Source organism: Parvimonas parva (assembly GCF_045866535.1).
Classification (GTDB): domain Bacteria; phylum Bacillota; class Clostridia; order Tissierellales; family Peptoniphilaceae; genus Parvimonas; species Parvimonas parva.
This window is the reverse complement of the sequence record NZ_AP038371.1, coordinates 598375-618396: the sequence shown is the minus strand read 5'-3', so window position 1 is coordinate 618396 and position 20022 is coordinate 598375. Positions and strand designations below refer to the sequence as shown.

The following is a 20022-nucleotide window of genomic DNA, read 5'->3' as shown; positions in this document are numbered from 1 at the left end:
TAATATTCTTTGATATTAAATTAACATATGCTAAATTATATCATTTTTTATAATTTTTATCAACAAAAAAACTTCCAGTTAATCTGAAAGTTTTTGTAAATTATATTCAATAAAAATATTATCGCCAATATTTTTTTCTTTTCCTGTATTTAATTCTATCACTTTTAAAGTTTTTTCATCTTTTAACTTTAATTCGTATTCAATAAAAGAACCTCTAAATTGTTTTTTTACAATTTTTGCAGAAGTTTTTGTTTCGTCCTCAACAAATTTTATTTTTTCAGGTCTTATAAAATTTTCTTTATCTAATTTATTTGAATTTCCAATAAAAGAAAGAGAAAATTCACTATTAGGAGAATTGTAAAGTTCTGTAACCGTCGAATTTTGAATTATTTTTCCTTCATTCATAAGAATTACCCTATCAGCCATAGTAAATGCATCTTCTTGATCATGAGTTACAAGTATTGTCGTCATCTTAAAATATTTTACAAGTTTCTTTATTTCATTTCTCATAGTAATTCTCAAATTTTTATCAAGATTTGAAAAAGGCTCGTCAAGTAAAATAAGTCTTGGATTTATAACTAAACTTCTTGCAAGTGCAACTCTTTGCCTTTGTCCACCTGAAAGCTCATAAACTTTTCTATTTTCATATCCATTAAGTCCGACAATCTCTAAAATTTCCATAGCTTTTTTAATTCTATCTTGTTTTTTTACATTTCTAAACTTTAAACCATAAGCTACATTTTCTAAAACATTTTTATTATTAAAAAGTCCATAAGATTGAAAAACTGTCGATACATTTCTATCTTCCGGATTTAAAAGACTTATATCTTCTCCATTTAAAATAATTTGTCCAAAATCATTTTTTATAAAACCACCGATTGAATTTAAAATTGTAGTTTTTCCACAACCTGAAGGTCCCAATATACAAAGAATATTTCCTTCTTCAAGTGAAAAGTTAATATCCTTTAAAACCTCTTTATCTCCATAAGTCTTACATAAATTTTTTACTTCTAAGAACATATCTATCTCCTAATTTACCTAAAATATAATTGATTAACATAAACAACAAACTAAAGCTCAAACAAATTAAAATTATCAAAAGTGCTAAAACAGATGCTGTATTATATTTTCCACTATTTATAACATCAAACATAACAAGAGTTAAAACTTTTTGTGCAGGATAAACTATAAAAATTATAGAGCCAACAGTTGTCATCGTGCTATTAAAACCATTTATCATACTTATCACAAAATCATTTCTGGTATGTGATAATACGACATCTTTAAAAATAAAAAATTCATTTGCCCCCAAATCTTTTGCACTTAAAATTTGATTTTTGTCTATTGTTTCCAAACTTGAATTAATTATTTTTGTTGAAAAAGGTAATTGTTTAAAAGTAACATTTAGTATTACAATCAAAGCAGTTCCTGTAATATAAATTGGATAATTATTAAAAGCTAATATGTATCCGATACCAAAGAATGTACCGGGTAACATATATGGCATAGTGGCTATAAATTCAAATATTTTTAAAAATTTTACATTTCTTATATGAATATAGTATTGTAACAAAAGTCCAATTAAACTACCAAAAAATGCCGAAATTAAAGAGTAATAAATACTTCTAAAAACCGTTTTATCTATATGGTCTTTTATATCTACAAAATGTTCAAATGTAAAATACAACTTTCCCTTTGAATAATCAGTAAAAGCAGATAAAATTACTGAACTGTATTGTAAAAATAATAAAATCAAAAAGACAATTGCCGTTAAAGTTATAAAAGAAAAAACGAAACCTCTCTTTTCAATATTAACCTCTGATGTATTAGCTCCAAAATTTGTATTTGAAATTATTTTTGAATTTTTTACATAAAATATAAAAGTAAGTACAACAGGAACACAAAGCATTATATTCATAGCTCCGGCTTGAACAATATTTCCGTCAGAAATAAATACATTATACGACTTTGAGGCTAAAGTTTCAAAAGCACCGCCTATGATTAATGGAGTTGAAAAGTCGGCAATACTTCTAATAAAACTTAAAATAGCAACAACCTTAATACTAGGTAATAACTGAGGCAAAATAATATCCAAAATTAAATTATTTGTCTTTGCTCCAAGCGACCTTGCGCTATTTATCTGTTCCTTATCAATGCTATTAAGTGCAGATATAATCATAAGACCACTTAATGAAATTAAGCCTATACTCTGCATTAAAATAATTCCAAAAGAACCATAAGCATCAATGGAAAGTTTAAAAATATCATGAGTTATAAATCCCCTACGTCCAAATAATCTTATATATGCAAGTGAAGAAACAAATGGAGGAGAAATCATTGTAATCATTAATATAAATGATATTATTTTCTTAAAACTTTTTCTAATACTAAAGCAAAAAATTCCAATAGAAACAGAAACTACCGTCGTTATTATAGTAGTAAAAAAAGCAACAAATATTGAATTGTATAAAAGTTTACTCTGTGTCTTTAAAAATGTAAATCCCTCTAAAGTAAATTTTCCCCCACTATAAAAAGTAGATGAAAAAACTCTTAAAAAAGGAAATAAAATAAAAGTAAATAGACAAAAAACTAGAGTAAAAATAAAAAATGTGTCTATAAATTTAAAATATCTCTTCATAATTAATCAAAAAGGGAGATCACTCTCCCTTTGTTTCTATTTCCCTTGTGTTAATTCTGCCCATTTTTTAAGGATTGATTCTCTTTGAGAACCAAAGCTTGTAATATCTTCTTTAATAAATTTATCTTTTGGTAAACCAAGTTCAAAACCTTTAGTTCCGTCAATTACCATTTGACCACCATCTTTACCGTCAAGTTCAGCAATCATTTGTTGATTTTCAGGTCTTAAAATGAAATCTTCAAATGCTTTTGCCACTTCAAGATTTGGACTGTTTTTGAAAATTGCAACACCTTCAGGAACCCAACATAAACCGTCTTCAGGATAAATTGCAGTTAAATTATTTTTTTCTGCAACATCGAAAGCTGATTTGTCAATAGGAATAATTCCAAGTCCAAATTCTCCGGCAACAGTTTTTTCTTGAGGGTCTTTTCCTCTTTTACCATAGAATTTAACATTTGCATTTAATTTTTTGAAATAATCCCAAGCCTTTTCTTCTCCATACATATCGATAAGACCTTTTACATTTGCAAAACTTGTTCCGGAAACAGCAGGATTTGCCATAATGATTTCATCTTTATATTTTGCATCTACAATTTCAGCCCAAGTTTTTGGAATTGGAAGCCCTTTTTCTTGTAAAATTTTATTATTTGCTAAAAATCCTACAACAGTAACCCCTTTTGAAATCCAATAGCCTTCACTATCTTTAAAACCTTCTTTGATTTTGTCAAAACCTTGTGGTTTATACATTTCTAAAAGTCCGTCAGTCTTAGCTTTCATAAAAGCGTCAATACCACCACCGAACCAAACGTCAGCCATTGGCTTTCCACCTTCAGCTTTAATCTTTGCAATAACTTCTCCACTAGACATTGAAAGGAATTCAACCTTAGCTTTAGTTTCTGCTGAGAACTTATCAAAAAGTTTTTTGTACTTTTCTGATGTTGCTACAACGTTCAAAGTTTTACCTTCAAAATTTGTAGTAGTTTCTACTTTCTTTTCTACTTTCTTATCTTCTGCTTTTTTAGGTTGACAACCAACTAACATTAAACCTGCAAGCATAAGCGATAAAACTCTTGATTTTTTCATTTTTTCCTCCTAAATTTTAAATAATACCATATTCCAATTTAGATAAATTTTTAAATGTAAATATAGTAAATTTATAATATCTTTAATATCACATAAAGACAATATAATTATACCATAAAATTATAAAAAATAACAATTTTATATAAAAACATAAAAAAATTCTATACAATTAATAAATCATATTAAAATAAGATATTTTTTTGATATATATTATCTTTTATTTTTATTTAATTTATGTTAGAATATATTTATAGGTTATACCTAAATTATTTTTAAGGAGAGTGATAAAAATGGCATTAACAAAAGAAGTGTTAAAATCATTTAAAGAAAGGTTTGATTCTTGTAAAACAAATAAGATTGTAGCTGCATCTGTTTCAAAAGTTGGAATTAACGAAGCATCTACAAACCATGAGGTTATGAAAAGACATAATTTCAAATTTTCTGATGTAACTAAAAAAGGAGAAATAACAAACCAAAAAGCAAGTGGTAGATGCTGGATGTTCTCTGCTCTAAATGTTGCAAGAGTTACAACAATGGAAAATCTAAATTTAAAAACTATGGAATATTCTCAAACTTATACTCTATTTTGGGATAAACTTGAAAAATCAAATTTCTTTTTAGAAAATATTATAGAAACTTTAGATGAAAAAACGGATTCAAGATTAATTTCTCATCTTTTAACTGCACCTATCCAAGACGGTGGACAATGGGATATGTTTAAAGGACTTTTGGAAAAATATGGTGTTGTTCCTAAAGGAATTATGCCTGAAACTTTCCATTCATCAAATACAAGAATGATGGAAACAATAATAACTAAACATCTTAGAAAAGCCGCTTGTGAAATGAGAAAACTTCACAAAGAAGGAAAAGATTTAAAAGAAATCGAAAAAATAAAAGATGAAACTCTTTATACAGTTTATAACATTTTAACAAAATGCTTAGGAGAAATTCCTGAAACATTCACTTATGAATATACTGATAAAGACGAAAAATTCCATAGAATTTCTAATATAACTCCATTAGAATTTTTTAACAAATATGTTGGTTGGAATTTAAAAGATAGAATAAGTTTAATAAATGCGCCAACAGAAGATAAGCCTTATGGAAAAGCATACACTGTAAAATTCTTAGGTTCTGTTAAAGAAAGCGATAGAATAAAATATCTTAATGTTCCTATCGAAGTTTTAAAAGAAAGTGCTATTAAATCTATCAAAGCAGGCGAACCTGTTTGGTTTGGTTGTGATGTTGCACAAATGTTAGAAAGAAACAAAGGAATTATGGACTTGGATATGTTCTTATATGATGATATATTCCCTGCTTGTGAAAACTTTACAAAAGCCGAAAGACTTGATTATCACGAAAGCATTTTAACTCATGCAATGGTATTTACAGGAATAAATCTTGATGAAAATGGTAAACCGTTAGAATGGCAAGTTGAAAATTCTTGGGGAGATACTTCAGGAGATAAAGGAATTTTCTCAATGACTGATGAATGGTTTGAAGAATATAATTATGAAATAATGGTTGATAAAAAATATATTGATGAAAAATGGTTAAAGGCATTAGATGAAGAAGTTATTGAACTTGAACCTTGGGATCCATTCGGTGCATTGGCAAGATTAAAATAATTTTACAAAATCTCTCTAGTAATTAGAGAGATTTTTTCTTGCAATTTTGTAAATATTTTGCTATAATTTTGTTTTAACTTACTAAATTTGCGGAATAACATATTAGACAAATATTTTTATAGGAGGTGTTATATGAAAAAAGAACGAAGTGAAATGATTTTACATGGAAATATTTATAAAATCATAGCAATTATTTCAATCCCAATTATTTTAAATAATTTCATTCAACAATTATATTCACTTGCAGATGCTTTTTGGCTCGGGAAATTAGGAACTGCAGAATTTGCATCAACAAGTTTTACTTGGCCGGTTGTATTTTTATTTAACTCAATTGGAATCGGACTGTCGATTGCATCAATATCATTAATTTCTCAGTTACTCGGAAAAAAAGATTTTCCTCTGGCTCAAAAATATGCAGATACTTTGATAAATATTTCTTTATTATTCTCAATCATATTTATGTTATTAGGATATTTTAGTGCAGATTCAATAGTAAATTTAATGGGTGCAACAGGAGACCTTGCAAAATATAGCATAATTTATTTAAAATACAGCTATCTTGGAATACCATTTATATTTTTATACTACATATATTCATCTATTTTATCAGCACAAGGGAAAAATGCAATTCCAACAATGATAAGCACAACTTGTGTAATTTTAAATATGATTTTAAACCCAATTTTTATATTTGATACAATTCCTTTTACATCAATATCAGGATTAGGACTTGGAGTTAAGGGGGCTGCCATTGCTACAGTTATAACACAAGGAATTATGTGCATAGTTGGTTTTATACATTTACGTTTCAATCATGATAAAATTAAATTAAATTTACAAAGTTTAATATTTATAAAATGGAAAAAATGTATTTTGAAAAAAATATACCATATCGCCCTACCTTCAATTATCGGACAAATCGGAACCGCAATAGGTTTTATAATTATGAACTCATTTATACAAAGCTATGGAACAGAAACTGTTGCAGCTTATGGAATGGTAAATAGAATAAGTGGACTTTTAAATATTCCACCCGGAGGCATCGGCACTGCCATAACTTCAATAATAGGACAAAACATCGGAAACAACAATATAAAAAGAGTTAAAGAAACATTTAAAAAAGCATCTATTATAGTAATTATAATGTCTATTATAATTGCATTTATAAGTTTTATATTTAGATATGAAATATTATCTTTCTTCATAAATGCTCCAAAAGATTCAGAACTAATGATACAAGCAAACAGTTATATGTTCTACACATTAATAACTCTTGTAATGTTAAATATGTTTTTTGTATATCAAGGACTTTTCCAAGGCTCAGGAAATAGCAAATATTCAATGGCAATAGATATGACAAGACTTTGGATAATAAGATTGCCTTTAATACTTTTCTTTAAATATTATACAGGATATGGAGCAACAGGAATTTGGCTTGCGATGTCAATTTCAAATGTACTTGTAACAATAATTGCACATTTAATATATCTAAATGGTACTTGGCAACAAGGCTCATTTACTCGATAAAAGCAAAAGGTTCAATAAATATTGAACCTTTTTAATTACAAAAAATTATAAAAAAACAGAGCCTAAGCTCTGTTTAAATTTAATATTAAAGTCCCATTTGTTTTGCAACTTCTTCAGCGAAGTTTTCTTCTTTCTTTTCTACGCCTTCACCAACTTCAAATCTTGTGTATTCTACGATTTCGATACTTCCACCTAATTCTTTAGCTTTATCGTTAACAGCATCTAAAACTGTTTTGCTATCGTCTAATACATATTGTTGGCTGAATAAAGCATATTGTTGGTCAATTAAAGTATTGTCTTTAATAAATCTTTCGATTTGTCCAGGTAAAATTTTGTCCCAAATCTTTTCAGGTTTACCTTGTTTCTTTAATTCTTCTTTTAATAATTCTTCTTCAGCTTTTAAAACTTCATCAGTAATTTGAGACATTGAAGCATATTTTGGAATTCTCTTTAATTGTTTTCCAAGTCTTACTAATTCTTCGTTTTCTTTTTCGATAGAACCTTTAAGTGCTAAATATTCTTTTTCAACAAAATCAGCATCTAAATCTTTATAGCTTAAATATTGTGGTTTCATTGCTGAAATGTGCATACAAATATTTTGTAATAAATCTTTTGCACCAGCTTTTGTAGCTTCACTATCACATTTAGCTTTAAGAATAACACCAACTTTTTTATTGAAGTGAACATATCCACAAACAATTCCACTTTCGCAACAAGCTTTAGCAAATGCTAATCTTCTAACTACAAGATTTTCTCCAATTGAAGAAATTTGTAATTTCATAAATTCTTCAAAATTAACATCATCAATAGTTGACGCATTTAAAGATGCAATATCTTTTATTTCTTTATTAAAAACATGTTCAGTAACTTTTTTAGTTAATGCTACGAATTTTTCATTTTTAGCAACGAAGTCAGTTTGTGAGTTTACTTCTGTAATAGCTGCTTTAGTATTATTTTCATCTATAACTAAAGTAATTAAACCTTCAGCTGCAACTTTGCTTGCTTTTTTAGCAGCTTTAGCTAATCCTTTTTCTCTTAAAAATTCAATAGCTTTTTCCATATCTCCATCAACTTCTTGTAATGCCTTTTTACATTCCATCATACCGGCACCAGTAGTTTCTCTTAAATCTTTTACTAATTTTGCAGTAATTTCCATAAAAACCTCCTATAATTTCTAAAAAATAAGGTAAGGATAAATATTAAAAATTTGAATCCTTACCCTTTAAAATTCTATATCCTAATTATTCAGCTACTTCTTCAGAAACTTCTTCTGCTACTTCAACAGTTTCTACTTCTTCAGTTTCAGCTTGTTCACCTTGTTTAGCTTCAACGATAGCATTTGCAATAGTACCAGTTAATAATTTTACAGCTCTGATAGCGTCATCATTTCCTGGAATAGCAATATCAACTTCATCAGGGTCACAGTTAGTATCAACAACACCAATAACTGGAATTCCTAATATTTTTGCCTCATTTACAGCAATTTTTTCATTCTTTGGATCTATTACAAAAAGAACATCTGGAAGTTTATCCATTTCTTTAATTCCACCTAAGAATTTTTCTAATTTTTCGATTTCTCTTCTTAATTTAATTACTTCTTTTTTAGGTAATCTTTGGAAAGTTCCATCTTCTTCCATAAGTTCTAATTTTTTAAGTCTGTCAATTCTCTTTCTGATAGTTTTATAGTTAGTTAACATACCACCTAACCATCTATGACTAACATAGAATTGTCCACTTCTTTTTGCTTCAGTTTCAACAGCTTCTTGAGCTTGTTTTTTAGTTCCTACAAAAAGAACTCTACCACCATCAGCAACAATTTCTCTTACGAAATCATACGCTTGTTCAATTTGTTTTACAGTTTTTTGTAAATCTATAATATAGATTCCGTTTCTTTCTGTAAAAATAAATTTTGACATTTTTGGATTCCATCTTCTAGTTTGATGTCCAAAATGTACCCCTGCTTCTAATAAATTTTTCATTAAAATTACTTGTGACATTTCTTTACCTCCTGTTTTTTAGCCACCCATATTCATCATCTTGACAAGAACCATCTAGGCAACACTTGTTCAATCAGAATATGTGATTATTCACCAAAATATTATAACACAATAGATTTTATTTTTCAATACTTAAAGTGAAATTTTTACAAAAAAATCAGGCAAAGCCTGATTTTTAATTCATTATCAAAAATTATTTATTTACAACTTCTTTAAGAGACTTACCAGCTTTGAATACTGGAGCTTTTGATGCTGGAATTTCGATAACTTCTTTAGGGTTTCTTGGGTTTCTTCCACTTCTTGCTTTTCTTTCTCTAGCTTCGAAAGTTCCAAATCCAACTAATTGAACTTTTTCCCCTTTAACTAATGTTTCTTCAACTGTTTGAATGAAAGCATTTAATGCTCTTTCAGCGTCAACTTTTGTAATTTTTCCTTTTTCAGCCATACTAGCTAATAATTCAGATTTGTTCATTAAAATTTCCTCCTAAATACACTATTATATTAATAATTGCCTATATTAATGGCTCCATAACCATTTGCAATATTATTATATATTAATTTTCAAAAAATATCAAGTAATTTAGCCAATTTATTTAAAATTTTTAATTGGTAAGTATCCAACTTCCTTTTGAATGTTAGCAAATTCTGTTTTGAATTTTTCTGACAATATAGTTTGTTTTAATTTTTTCTTTATACTTTCTTTGTTTTTTTCGTCAAATTTTTCGTAATCTTCAACAATTTCGTTTAATTTGATTATATGAAAACCGAATTGACTCTTTACAGGTTCACTAATTTCTCCAACTTTCATCTTACTTGCAGCATCATAAAATTCTTGAACCATAACTCCCTTTGTAAAAGTTCCTAATGCACCATTATTTTGTTTTACTGAAGGGTCTTTTGATACTTCTTTAGCTACATCTTCAAACTTTTCTCCAGCAGTTAAACGCGCTTTAACTTTCTTAGCCTCTTCTTCAGTTTTAACTAAAATATGGCTTGCATTAATTTGAGGGCCTTCAAGTTTACTTCCTTTATATTTTTGAGCAATTTCTTCATCTTTTGGTGCATAATTTTCATTAAACCAAGTTTGGAATTTTGTAGAATACATATTATCTTCAATCTTATATTTTAATTCATCTTCAGTAAGTTTAGCCTTCTCAAGTTCTTCATTAAACTTGTCACCTAATTGCTCTTTAACTTTATTAAAATTATCTTCTATTTCTTCTTTTGTTACAGTTACTTTAGCAATTTCTTCTTCAGATTTTCCCTCATCTTTATATTCTTTTTCTAATTTAGCAAATTTTTGTTTAACAACTTCAATATTAGAGAACATTTCTAAAATATTTTGTTTTAAATTTAAAGAAGCTTTTTTCCCTTCATCAGTTGATTCATCATATTTTGCTTTTTGGTCATCTGTATAAGATGCAATTACTCTGTCATATTCTTTTTGAATTTGTTCCTCAGTAATATACTTTTCTCCAATTTTTACCATAGCTCCTTTTGGGGCTTTAGCACAAGCTGTTAAAACCATTGCAGATAACGCCATTATACTTACAAATTTTATTAATTTATTTTTCATATTTCTCTCCTTTTCGATTAATATTTTAATCTTTTGATATTATACATTATTTTTCTATGAATGTCAAAGTTTTTTAGGAATTTTCTCTTTTTAAAGCATATAAACTATCTACTAATTCAATACTTTCTAACAATTTATTCTTATCATAATTAAATATTAATTCTGCCGTTTCATTAATATTAAATTCTATCTTTCTAAATAAATTATCAGGCAATTTACCTATTATAGATAAAATATCTCTATTTGACTTATCAAACTTGAATACAACTGATTTTTCTCTTTCTATTATCTTTATGAAATCTAAATCAGTTGAAATGATTTTTAAATATGAAACATTCATAACATTTAGAACTGACTTTGGAACATCTCCAAATCTATCAGTCAATTCATCATAAATTTCATCAAAATCATCTCTTGAAGTTATGCTGGCGATTTTTTTATACATATCAATCTTTTGTCCACTATCACTTATATAACTTGAAGGAATATATGCATCAACTGACAATTCAATAGTAGTTTGACTTTTAATTTGTAGAGTTTCCCCTTTAACCGTCTTGATGCTTTCTTCTAACATTCTTACATACATTTCATAACCGATAGTTTCAATATGTCCTGATTGACATTCTCCTAAAATATTCCCGGCACCACGAAGTTCTAAATCTCTCATAGCTATTTTAAAACCTGAACCGAATTCTGAAAAATCTCTTATCGCCATTAATCTCTTTTCAGAAATTTCAGTTAGAACTTTATCTTTATCATAAGTAAAATATGCATAAGCTCTTCTCTTTGAACGACCTATTCTTCCCTTCAACTGATAAAGCTGTGATAATCCCATTTTATCTGCATCGTATATAATCATAGTATTACAATTTTTTATATCCATTCCGGTTTCGATGATAGTTGTGCATAACAAAATATCGTATTCTCCTTCTTGGAAATCATACATAATATCTTCTAATTCCTTATTCGATAATTTGCTATGAGCCATAGCAATTCTAGCATCAGGAACTAACTTTGACAGCTCAAAATACATCTTATCCATATCTTTTATTCGATTATATACAAAATAAACTTGTCCACCTCTATTTATTTCCTTATAAATAGCCTCTCTAATTACAGAATCATTATATTCTAAAACAAATGTGGCAATAGTTACTCTCTCTTCAGGGGCATCATCTAAAATACTCATATCCCTAATTCCTACCAAACTCATTTGCATAGTTCTAGGTATTGGTGTAGCAGATAAAGATAGAACATCAATATTTTCCTTTATTTTTTTTAATGCCTCTTTATGTTTAACTCCAAACCTTTGTTCTTCATCTATTATTAAAAGTCCTAAATCTTTAAATTCTAAATTTTTAGATAATAATTTATGTGTACCTATAAGTAAATTTATTTTTCCAGACTTTACATCTTTCAAAATTTCTTTTTGTCTTGCAGGAGTTCTAAATCTACTAAGCATTTCAACTTCTACCGGAAAATTTCCAATTCTTTCGACAGCAGTATTATAATGTTGTTGAGCAAGTATTGTGGTAGGTACTAAAAAAGCAACCTGTTTATCGTCCATCATAGCTTTAAAAGCAGACCTTAATGCTACTTCTGTTTTCCCATATCCAACATCACCACAAAGCAATCTATCCATCGGCTTAAAACTTTCCATATCTTTCTTTATTTCATCAATAGCTCTAAGCTGTGAATATGTTTCTTCATAAATAAAACTATCTTCAAATTCTTTTTGCCAAGTTGTATCCTCAGAAAAAGAAAACCCTCTAAGCTTATCTCTCTTTGCATAAAGTTGAACTAAATCCAATGCAATCTCATCTAAAACTTTTTTAGCACGAGTTTTAGTCTTGACCCAATCATTTGAACCTAATTTATTCAACTTCGGTTTATATCCATCTTTCCCAATATATTTTTGAATCAAATTCATTTGGTCAGTTGGAATATATAATTTATCATTTGCCTTATACAAAATCAAAATATGGTCTTTGACTATTCCGTCAACTTCAATCTGTTCAATACCTCTATATTCACCGATTCCATGATTTTCATGAACGACAAAATCTCCAACATTTAAATCTGTATAAGAAAGCAAATTTTCTTTTTTCTTTTTATTTGATTTTTTATAAGTTTTTTTAACAGTTCCATAAATTTCTTTATGTGTTAAAAATAAAATCTTTTGCTCCGGATATTCAAAGCCGGACTCTAAATTTATTGTAGAAATTCCAAGAATAGAAGATTTTAATTCAAAATCCAGTCCGTCAAAAACTGTCGAGTTTATATTTTCAGAAAATAACATTTCTTTTAAATTATTTGCCTTTTCAACAGAACCTGCAAAAATTACAATTTTATATCCTCTTTGCAATTTATATTTTAAACTTTGAAATAATACATCAAATCTTCTATTGAACATTTCTATTTCAATAGTTTTTAAATTTATAATGCTTTTAGCATTTATTATTTTTGTTCTCTTTAAAAGCTGTGTAAAATTAACAACACTAAATTCTTTAATCCTTCTTAGAATACTATCAAAAGGAATTAAAATATCTTTATGTGAATCTAAAATTTCAGCATTTTCAATAGAAAACATTACATTTTCGTGAAATAAATTTTCTATTTCTAAATTTCTATCATAAATTTTTAAAATGTCTTCTGTACAAATTATAGAATCTTTTTCTAAATAATCTAAAATAGTCGAAAAACTTCCCTTTTTTATATATGGTGAAATCAAGTCCATATTAGAAATATGATAATTTGTTTTTAAATCATCATAAATTCTATAAAATTTTTCTGTTGATTTTTCGACATCTTTCCCAAATAATTTTAATTTTTGTAGTTTTTCAATGTCTTTCTTTAAACCATTTAAAATATTTTCAACATCAGCTTTTGACAAGACCATTTCTTTGGCAGGTATTATCTCTATTTTATTAAGTTTTTCAATAGACCTTTGACTATTTATATCAAAAGAACGTATTGAATCTACTTCATCTCCAAAAAGCTCAATTCTAATAGGATTTTTAAAGTTTACAGGATAAATATCAAGTATTGACCCTCTTATAGAAAACTGTCCCTTTGCCTCAACAAAATCAACCCTATCATAATGCATTTTTATCAATTTTTCAGTTAATTCTTCAAAATCTATTTCAGAATCTTCATCGATATTAATATAATGTGATTTAAAAAATTTCGGTGTACTAATTTTTTTTGATAATGCACTTGAAGTTGTAATCATTATGAATTTTTCTTTGGAAATCAGTCTATTCATTATTTCTATTCTATTGTTTTCAAGATTTGTTTCCAAACTATTTATATTGTGAAATCTTATATCAAAATTCGGATAAACAACAACCTTATCTCCTATCAAATTTTTTAACTCATCACAAAGTTCATTTGCTCTATTTTCAGTTTCGACAAGTAACACTAAATTTTTATCAGAAAAATCACTAAAAATAGAATATATCACATGAGATAAACTTTCTTTTATGAGTCCATTACAATAGATTGGAACATTATTTGATTTTAAATTTGAAACCATTTCTAAATATGATTCATTATTCTTTAAAAAATCAATTAAAAAATTCATAAACTCTCCTTGCTCTATAAAAAATATAGAGGAATATTATTCCTCTATACACATTCCGTTAAATTTACACATTGTTTTGTCAACATCGCTTTTTATTATTTCTTCAACTGCCTCTGCAGAAATTTCCAATTCTTTTTCTAAAATTTTCTTTTCAGAAGTTGAAAAACTACTTAAAACAAAATCTTTTAAATCCATATAACTAGGACATTTTCCAACACTTACCTTAACCCTTGGAAAACAATCCGTTTCTAAATGGTAAATTATTGATTTTAAGCCATTATGCGTTCCGGCACTTCCTTTTTTCTTTACTCTAATAGTTCCAAAAGGAATATCTATATCATCTACTATAACAATAATATTTTCAGGTTTTATTTTAAAATAATTTACCGCATCTATAACAGCCTCTCCGGATAAATTCATATAAGTAAGTGGTTTAAGAAAAATACATTTTTTACCAAACATATTTATCTGTCCGTAAAAAGATTTAAATTTTTCTTTTTTCATATTAATATTATACTTTTCAGCTAAAATATCAATAACCCCATATCCAACATTATGTCTTGTTCCAACATAATTTTTTCCGGGATTTCCAAGACCGACAATTAAATATATATTATCTTCCATCAAATAACATACTCACCGGTCTGTTGTTATTTATTCTATCAATAGCTTTTGCAAAATATTGAGCAACTGATACAACTTCAACTTTTCCACCTAAGTTATTTTCTTGAGGAATAGTATCTGTTACAACACATTTTTCAACTTTTGAATTGGCAATATTTTCTAAGGCTTTACCTGAAAATACTCCATGACTTGCAGTTATATAAACTTTTTTTGCCCCCTTTGCTATCAAAGCATTGGCTGCATTTGTAATAGTTCCTGCTGTATCTATAATGTCATCAACGATTATACAAGTTTTTCCTTCAATATCTCCTATGATATTCATAACTTCTGAAACATTTGGACGCGGTCTTCTCTTTTCAATAATTGCAATTGGTAAATCTAAATAATTAGAGAATTTTCTTGCTCTTGTAACTCCACCTAAATCAGGAGAAACTACAACCATATTTTCTCTATTTTCATCTTTTAATTCATCTTTAAAGAAATCAGCAAGTGGTTTAATCGCTGAAAGATGATCAACGGGAATATCAAAATATCCTTGTATTTGTCCTGCGTGTAAATCCATTGTTATAACTCTATCAGCACCGGATTTTTCAATTAAATTAGCAACTAATTTTGCAGTTATCGGTTCTCTAGCCTTTGTTTTTCTGTCTTGTCTTGCATATCCATAATAAGGAACAACAACATTAATTCTTCCTGCAGATGCTCTCTTGAACGCATCAACCATAATTAAAACTTCCATAAGGTTGTCGTTAGTCGGACTACAAGTCGGTTGAATGATATAAACATCATAACCTCTTACAGTTTCTTCAACAGAAAGATTAATTTCTCCATCACTAAATTTCCCGATATTTATTTCTCCTAATGGCATATCAAGGCATTTACAAATATCTTCTGCAAATTTTCTATTTGCAGTTCCTGAAAAAATTTTCATAGGTCCAGTATAAGCTAACATAATTCCTCCTAAAATATTACTTTTTTATTTTTAAATTCTTTTTATAAACCCAATTTTCTTTTTCAAAAGTTTCACTACGTCCAATTATAAGTGAACCCTCTTTTTCTACATCTGAAACAATAGTTGTTCCGGCTGCTATAAAAGTATCATTTGCAATTTCTACCGGAGAAACTATATTTGAGTTACTACCAACAAAACAGCCATCTCCAATTTTAGAAATATGTTTATTCTTTCCATCATAATTTACTAAAATAGAACCACAACCCATATTTACATCTTTACCAATAATAGCATCACCAATATAAGCTAAATGTCCAGCCTTAGTATTTTCTCCAACAGTTGAATTTTTAACTTCAACAAAGTTTCCAATATGAACATTATCTTTTAATATACTATTTGGTCTAAGATGAGCAAAAGGTCCCATAGTAACATCATTTTCTACTATACTATCTTCTATATATGAACTCTTAATAATTACATTATCACCGATTGTTGAGTTTTCTATAAGAGTATCACCTGTTATATATACATTTTCTCCAATTGTAGTATTTCCTAAAATTCTGGCACCACTTCCGATAAATGTATCTATTCCTATATTTATCCCTCTTTCTATAACGGTATTTTCTGGATTTTCCATTACAACACCATTTTTCATATACTCAGCATTTATTCTGTAACGCATAATTTTTTCTGCCTCAAAAAGCTGAAGTTTTGAATTTATACCATAAATTTCTTCAATGTCGTCAAGTTTATATGTAGAAACAAGTTCTCCGTCTTGAACTAAAACCTTAATCGCATCTGTAAGATATAATTCATTTTGTGCATTATTTCTATCTATCTTAGTTATAGAATTTTTTAAAGCTCTCCCATTAAAAACATAAATTCCTGAATTTATCTCTTTAACTCTTTTTTCTTCTATATTTGCATCTTTATCTTCAACAATCTTTAAGAACTTTCCTTCAGAATCCTTAATTATATGCCCATATCCTGTTGTGTCATTGATAAAAGCAGTTAAAACAGTAGCTTTTGATTTCATATCAATATGTTCATCTAATAATTTTTGTAAAGTTTCTCCTTTTATCAAAGGAGTATCCCCACTCAAAATTAAAACATTATCTTCATCTTCAATCTCATCTATTGTAAGTTGAACTGCGTAACCTGTACCATAAGGAAATTCTTTACCAATTTTTTGCTCTTTATAAAGCACCTTATTTCCAAATTTTTCTTCAACTTCATTTTTATTTTTTCCAACAATAATTATAGTCTTATCACTACCGGCATCGCAACTTGCATCATAAACATAATCAATCAAAGGTCTATTTACAATCTTATGTAAAACTTTTGATTTTTTACTTTTCATTCTGGTACCTTCTCCGGCAGCTAATATGATTGTAATATTCATAACTCAACTCCTAACTATAAAAAAATATACTTTATTCATTATAAAAAACATATTTATTATATCATATCGAAAATCTAAAAGTTAATTAAACAACTACAATAAAATAAATGCAGTTTTTTATAAGAAAACAAAACTACATTTATTAGATCATATTTTCATTTTAGATAATCTTTAAATGGTAAATATGATGAAATAAATACACTTTTATACAATAACCATAAAACTGTATTTATTATAACATAATTCTTACAAAAAAAAAACAAAAAAGAGATATATTGTAAACATATCTCTCTTTGAAGGAATTAAAAAATTATTTTATTTTTTTGAAATGTTTTTCTAAAATTTTATTTCCGATTATAACACCAATACCACCTAGGACAAATACTATTGTCAAAGTAATTAATGCATAAGTTCCTGATGAATATTTTATCATTTCATTTAAAGCACTCTCTGTCATTCCATTTTTACCAATCCAAGTATCTTTGAATGATTGCAAAAAGAAATTTACAGGGATAACTTGTCCACATTCACTACCTACTTGTAACAATCCAAAAGCGACAAATTGTGCAATTTTATTTTTATATCCTGCACTGCTAAGAATAACTTCTCCAATAATTGCTGAAACTGTATAAGAAATAATCCATGGTAGATAGAAACCTGCTCCTGCCATAACTATTAAAAAAATTGCTGAGAACAAAAAGAAACTTCCCTTTTTACCAATTTTATTACACATAAATACAAAAACGGTTCCTGAAAACAAACCTGCAACTCCCGGACTAATACAATGAGTAAATGCTCCTAATGGGAATAATGCAAATGTTACAATCATTGTAACAACCAAACTTATTGCTCCTAAAATAGCAACTAAAATCAAATCTTTAACTTTCATTTTCTTTTCCTCCTTTTATTTTTTGAAAAATATTAGTTAATTGATTTCTTTCTTTTAAAACAAAATCTTGTGAAATTTTTCCTTCTTCAAGGAATATCACTCTATCTACAACCCTTGACAATAATTCATAATCATGTGAAATTAAGATTATCGCTTTATCTTTTGATAAATTTTTTATAATATCTGAAATTACAAGCATATTATTAAAATCTAATCCACTTGTAGGCTCATCTAAAATCAAAACATCTGAATTACTTTTAGCACAAATACCCATAAGTAATCTTTGTTTTTCTCCTCCTGAAAGAGAAAAAGGGTGAGAATTTCTCTTTTCATAAAGATTTACAATATTTAACATATCTAAGATTTCATCTTCTTTTAAATCTTTATTCGACAACAAAAACTCTGAAAATACACTTTCTGAAAATAATTGATAATCCACATCTTGCATCAAAACAAAAGGTAATTTTGAACTAAAAATTCCTCCAGAATTCTTTTTATATATTCCTGAAATTAATTTTGAAATTGTTGATTTTCCTACTCCGTTTTTCCCAACAAGTCCAATAATTTCTCCTCTATACGCATCAAAGGAAATATCTTTTATAATATCTTTAAATTTAAGATTTTTAACTTCCAAAACTTTTTCATCTTGCTTATAACTTTCTTTTTTTACCAATTCTTCATCAAAAGGATTTAGACTTCTAAGGTCATCTGCTCTGTAATTTAAAGCCTCTTTTCTCTCTAAATTTGCTATAAGTTTTCCGTTATTTATATGAATTAATCTGTCAAGTAATTCTTTCAAATAAAAAATTCTATGCTCAACAACAACTATCGTATATCCATTTTCTTTTAATTTTGAAAAAATTTCTTTTAAAAGTTCGATTCCAAGATAATCTAAATTTGCAGACGGCTCATCAAATATCAAAGTCTTGGCATCTAAGATAGAAACACAAGCAATAGATATTTTTTGTTTCTCTCCACCTGAAATTTCTAAAACATTTTTATTTAATATATTTTCAAGTCCAAAAAATTTAGAAATATTATCTATTTTTTCTAAAATTTCTTTTACTTCATATCCCAAATTTTCTAAAGTAAAAGCCAACTCTGAGGTAGTATTATCCGTAAAGAATTGTCCTCTTGGATTTTGAGAAACAGATCCTATCATCTTACATAATTCATAATTTTTACAATCCTTAGTATTTTTATCATCAATAAAAATTTCTCCTAAAAGTTTTCCATCGTGAATATGTGGAATAAGTCCATTTATACACTTATATATCGTAGATTTGCCTGAGCCTGATGCTCCTGTTATAAGTACTAACTCTCCTGTATTTATTTCAAAATTTATATCTTCTAATGCTTTCTTATCCGAATCTTCATAAGTGAAACTTACATTATTAAATTTTATCAATAAATCCACCTCCCCAAGCAACAATAAGTGCAATTAATACTACAATAAGAATAAAATCAACAATATCAAATTTTTTATAATAAATTGAATGCATATTATCTGTGCACATTGCACATCTTGTATATGCTGATTCAGTCATTTCAGATGCAATATTAGATGCTCTAAAAAGAGTTGGAACAATGTAGTATTCAAATCTTTTAAAAGGTTTGGTAAATGAAATATCTATTCCTCTAAGTTTTAATGCATTTCTTATAATTCTCTTTTCAGCAAAATAAATCGGAATAAATTTTAAAGTGATCGTGCAAGCAAATCTAATTTTTTTCCCTAGACCTAATTTCCCTAAAATATAAATCAATTCACTTGTTCTCGTATCCAATACAACTATTGTTGCAATCATAAATATTGAACAAGTTTTTACATTTGAATAAACTACAAAGCCAATAAAAGAAAAAAAGGAAGTATCTGGTAGCTTTACAAAAAAAGTTATATATACACAAACAAGATAAAAAATTAAAAATTTCACAAATCTTTTAATCTTTCCGCTATAAATTAAAACAAAGGAACAAATGCAAAAATAAATTAAATCAATTTTAAAATTACTCCAGAGAGGAATAAGAGAACCGAAAATTAAATTCATAAAAATCAAAATAAATAAATTTATTCTACGCTCTTTTATCAAACTAACTCCTCCTTAAATTTGATATTTAGGTGCTGT

The 20022-nt window shown here is 27.4% G+C and carries 16 protein-coding genes; 2 read left to right on the top strand and 14 right to left on the bottom strand.

What is annotated here, in order from left to right:
• Positions 1 to 78: 78 nt before the first annotated feature.
• From ACKTSI_RS03245 to ACKTSI_RS03235, 3 genes are read right to left on the bottom strand one after another with little or no spacing between them, the layout of a single operon-like run.
• Positions 79 to 1020 (bottom strand): ABC transporter ATP-binding protein, encoded by a 942-nt coding sequence (locus tag ACKTSI_RS03245; RefSeq protein WP_407863085.1) that lies wholly within the window; start codon positions 1018 to 1020, stop codon positions 79 to 81.
• On the bottom strand, positions 992 to 2638 hold the full coding sequence (locus ACKTSI_RS03240; protein ID WP_407863084.1) for an ABC transporter permease: 1647 nt from the start codon (positions 2636 to 2638) through the stop codon (positions 992 to 994). Before ACKTSI_RS03240 ends, ACKTSI_RS03245 begins: the two co-directional genes overlap by 29 nt.
• Positions 2639 to 2674: 36 nt before the next feature.
• Positions 2675 to 3721 carry an ABC transporter substrate-binding protein gene (locus ACKTSI_RS03235; RefSeq protein ID WP_068471838.1) on the bottom strand — a complete coding sequence of 349 codons (1047 nt, stop codon included), beginning with the start codon at positions 3719 to 3721 and terminating at the stop codon, positions 2675 to 2677.
• Positions 3722 to 4011: 290 nt separating this feature from the next.
• Between ACKTSI_RS03235 and ACKTSI_RS03230 the strand changes: the two genes are divergently transcribed.
• Positions 4012 to 5349, top strand: a complete 1338-nt coding sequence (locus tag ACKTSI_RS03230) for an aminopeptidase C (RefSeq protein WP_407863083.1) — start codon at positions 4012 to 4014, stop codon at positions 5347 to 5349.
• A 132-nt stretch (positions 5350 to 5481) separates the two neighbouring features.
• Positions 5482 to 6876, top strand: a complete 1395-nt coding sequence (locus ACKTSI_RS03225) for an MATE family efflux transporter (protein WP_407863082.1) — start codon at positions 5482 to 5484, stop codon at positions 6874 to 6876.
• Positions 6877 to 6961: 85 nt separating this feature from the next.
• Here the strand turns inward: ACKTSI_RS03225 and tsf are convergent, their stop codons facing one another.
• The 11 genes from tsf to ACKTSI_RS03170 form a co-directional block, all read right to left on the bottom strand.
• Complete coding sequence (gene tsf, locus ACKTSI_RS03220; protein ID WP_068471845.1) at positions 6962 to 8032, bottom strand: translation elongation factor Ts; 1071 nt, start codon at positions 8030 to 8032, stop codon at positions 6962 to 6964.
• Positions 8033 to 8117: 85 nt separating this feature from the next.
• Complete coding sequence (gene rpsB, locus ACKTSI_RS03215) at positions 8118 to 8873, bottom strand: 30S ribosomal protein S2 (protein ID WP_201275049.1); 756 nt, start codon at positions 8871 to 8873, stop codon at positions 8118 to 8120.
• A 193-nt stretch (positions 8874 to 9066) separates the two neighbouring features.
• On the bottom strand, positions 9067 to 9345 hold the full coding sequence (locus ACKTSI_RS03210; protein WP_068471849.1) for an HU family DNA-binding protein: 279 nt from the start codon (positions 9343 to 9345) through the stop codon (positions 9067 to 9069).
• A gap of 117 nt (positions 9346 to 9462) precedes the next feature.
• Positions 9463 to 10449, bottom strand: coding sequence for a peptidylprolyl isomerase (locus ACKTSI_RS03205; RefSeq protein WP_407863081.1), 987 nt, complete (start codon positions 10447 to 10449; stop codon positions 9463 to 9465).
• Between the two features lie 73 nt (positions 10450 to 10522).
• Positions 10523 to 14032: a transcription-repair coupling factor gene (gene mfd / locus ACKTSI_RS03200; RefSeq protein ID WP_407863080.1), complete on the bottom strand. Its 3510-nt coding sequence runs from the start codon at positions 14030 to 14032 to the stop codon at positions 10523 to 10525.
• Positions 14033 to 14068: 36 nt separating this feature from the next.
• A complete protein-coding gene (pth, locus tag ACKTSI_RS03195) occupies positions 14069 to 14656 on the bottom strand; it encodes an aminoacyl-tRNA hydrolase (RefSeq protein WP_201275051.1) in 588 nt (195 codons plus the stop codon).
• Entirely contained in the window at positions 14646 to 15608 is a 963-nt protein-coding gene (locus tag ACKTSI_RS03190) for a ribose-phosphate pyrophosphokinase (RefSeq protein WP_068471855.1), read from the bottom strand. Before ACKTSI_RS03190 ends, pth begins: the two co-directional genes overlap by 11 nt.
• Before the next feature lie 16 nt (positions 15609 to 15624).
• Complete coding sequence (gene glmU / locus ACKTSI_RS03185) at positions 15625 to 17010, bottom strand: bifunctional UDP-N-acetylglucosamine diphosphorylase/glucosamine-1-phosphate N-acetyltransferase GlmU (protein ID WP_407863079.1); 1386 nt, start codon at positions 17008 to 17010, stop codon at positions 15625 to 15627.
• A gap of 310 nt (positions 17011 to 17320) precedes the next feature.
• Positions 17321 to 17899: an MptD family putative ECF transporter S component gene (locus ACKTSI_RS03180; RefSeq protein WP_068471858.1), complete on the bottom strand. Its 579-nt coding sequence runs from the start codon at positions 17897 to 17899 to the stop codon at positions 17321 to 17323.
• Complete coding sequence (locus tag ACKTSI_RS03175) at positions 17889 to 19316, bottom strand: ABC transporter ATP-binding protein (protein WP_407863078.1); 1428 nt, start codon at positions 19314 to 19316, stop codon at positions 17889 to 17891. The genes ACKTSI_RS03180 and ACKTSI_RS03175 overlap by 11 nt, the downstream gene beginning before the upstream one ends.
• Positions 19294 to 19986, bottom strand: a complete 693-nt coding sequence (locus ACKTSI_RS03170; RefSeq protein ID WP_288868073.1) for an energy-coupling factor transporter transmembrane component T — start codon at positions 19984 to 19986, stop codon at positions 19294 to 19296. The genes ACKTSI_RS03175 and ACKTSI_RS03170 overlap by 23 nt, the downstream gene beginning before the upstream one ends.
• Between the last annotated feature and the right edge of the window lie 36 nt (positions 19987 to 20022).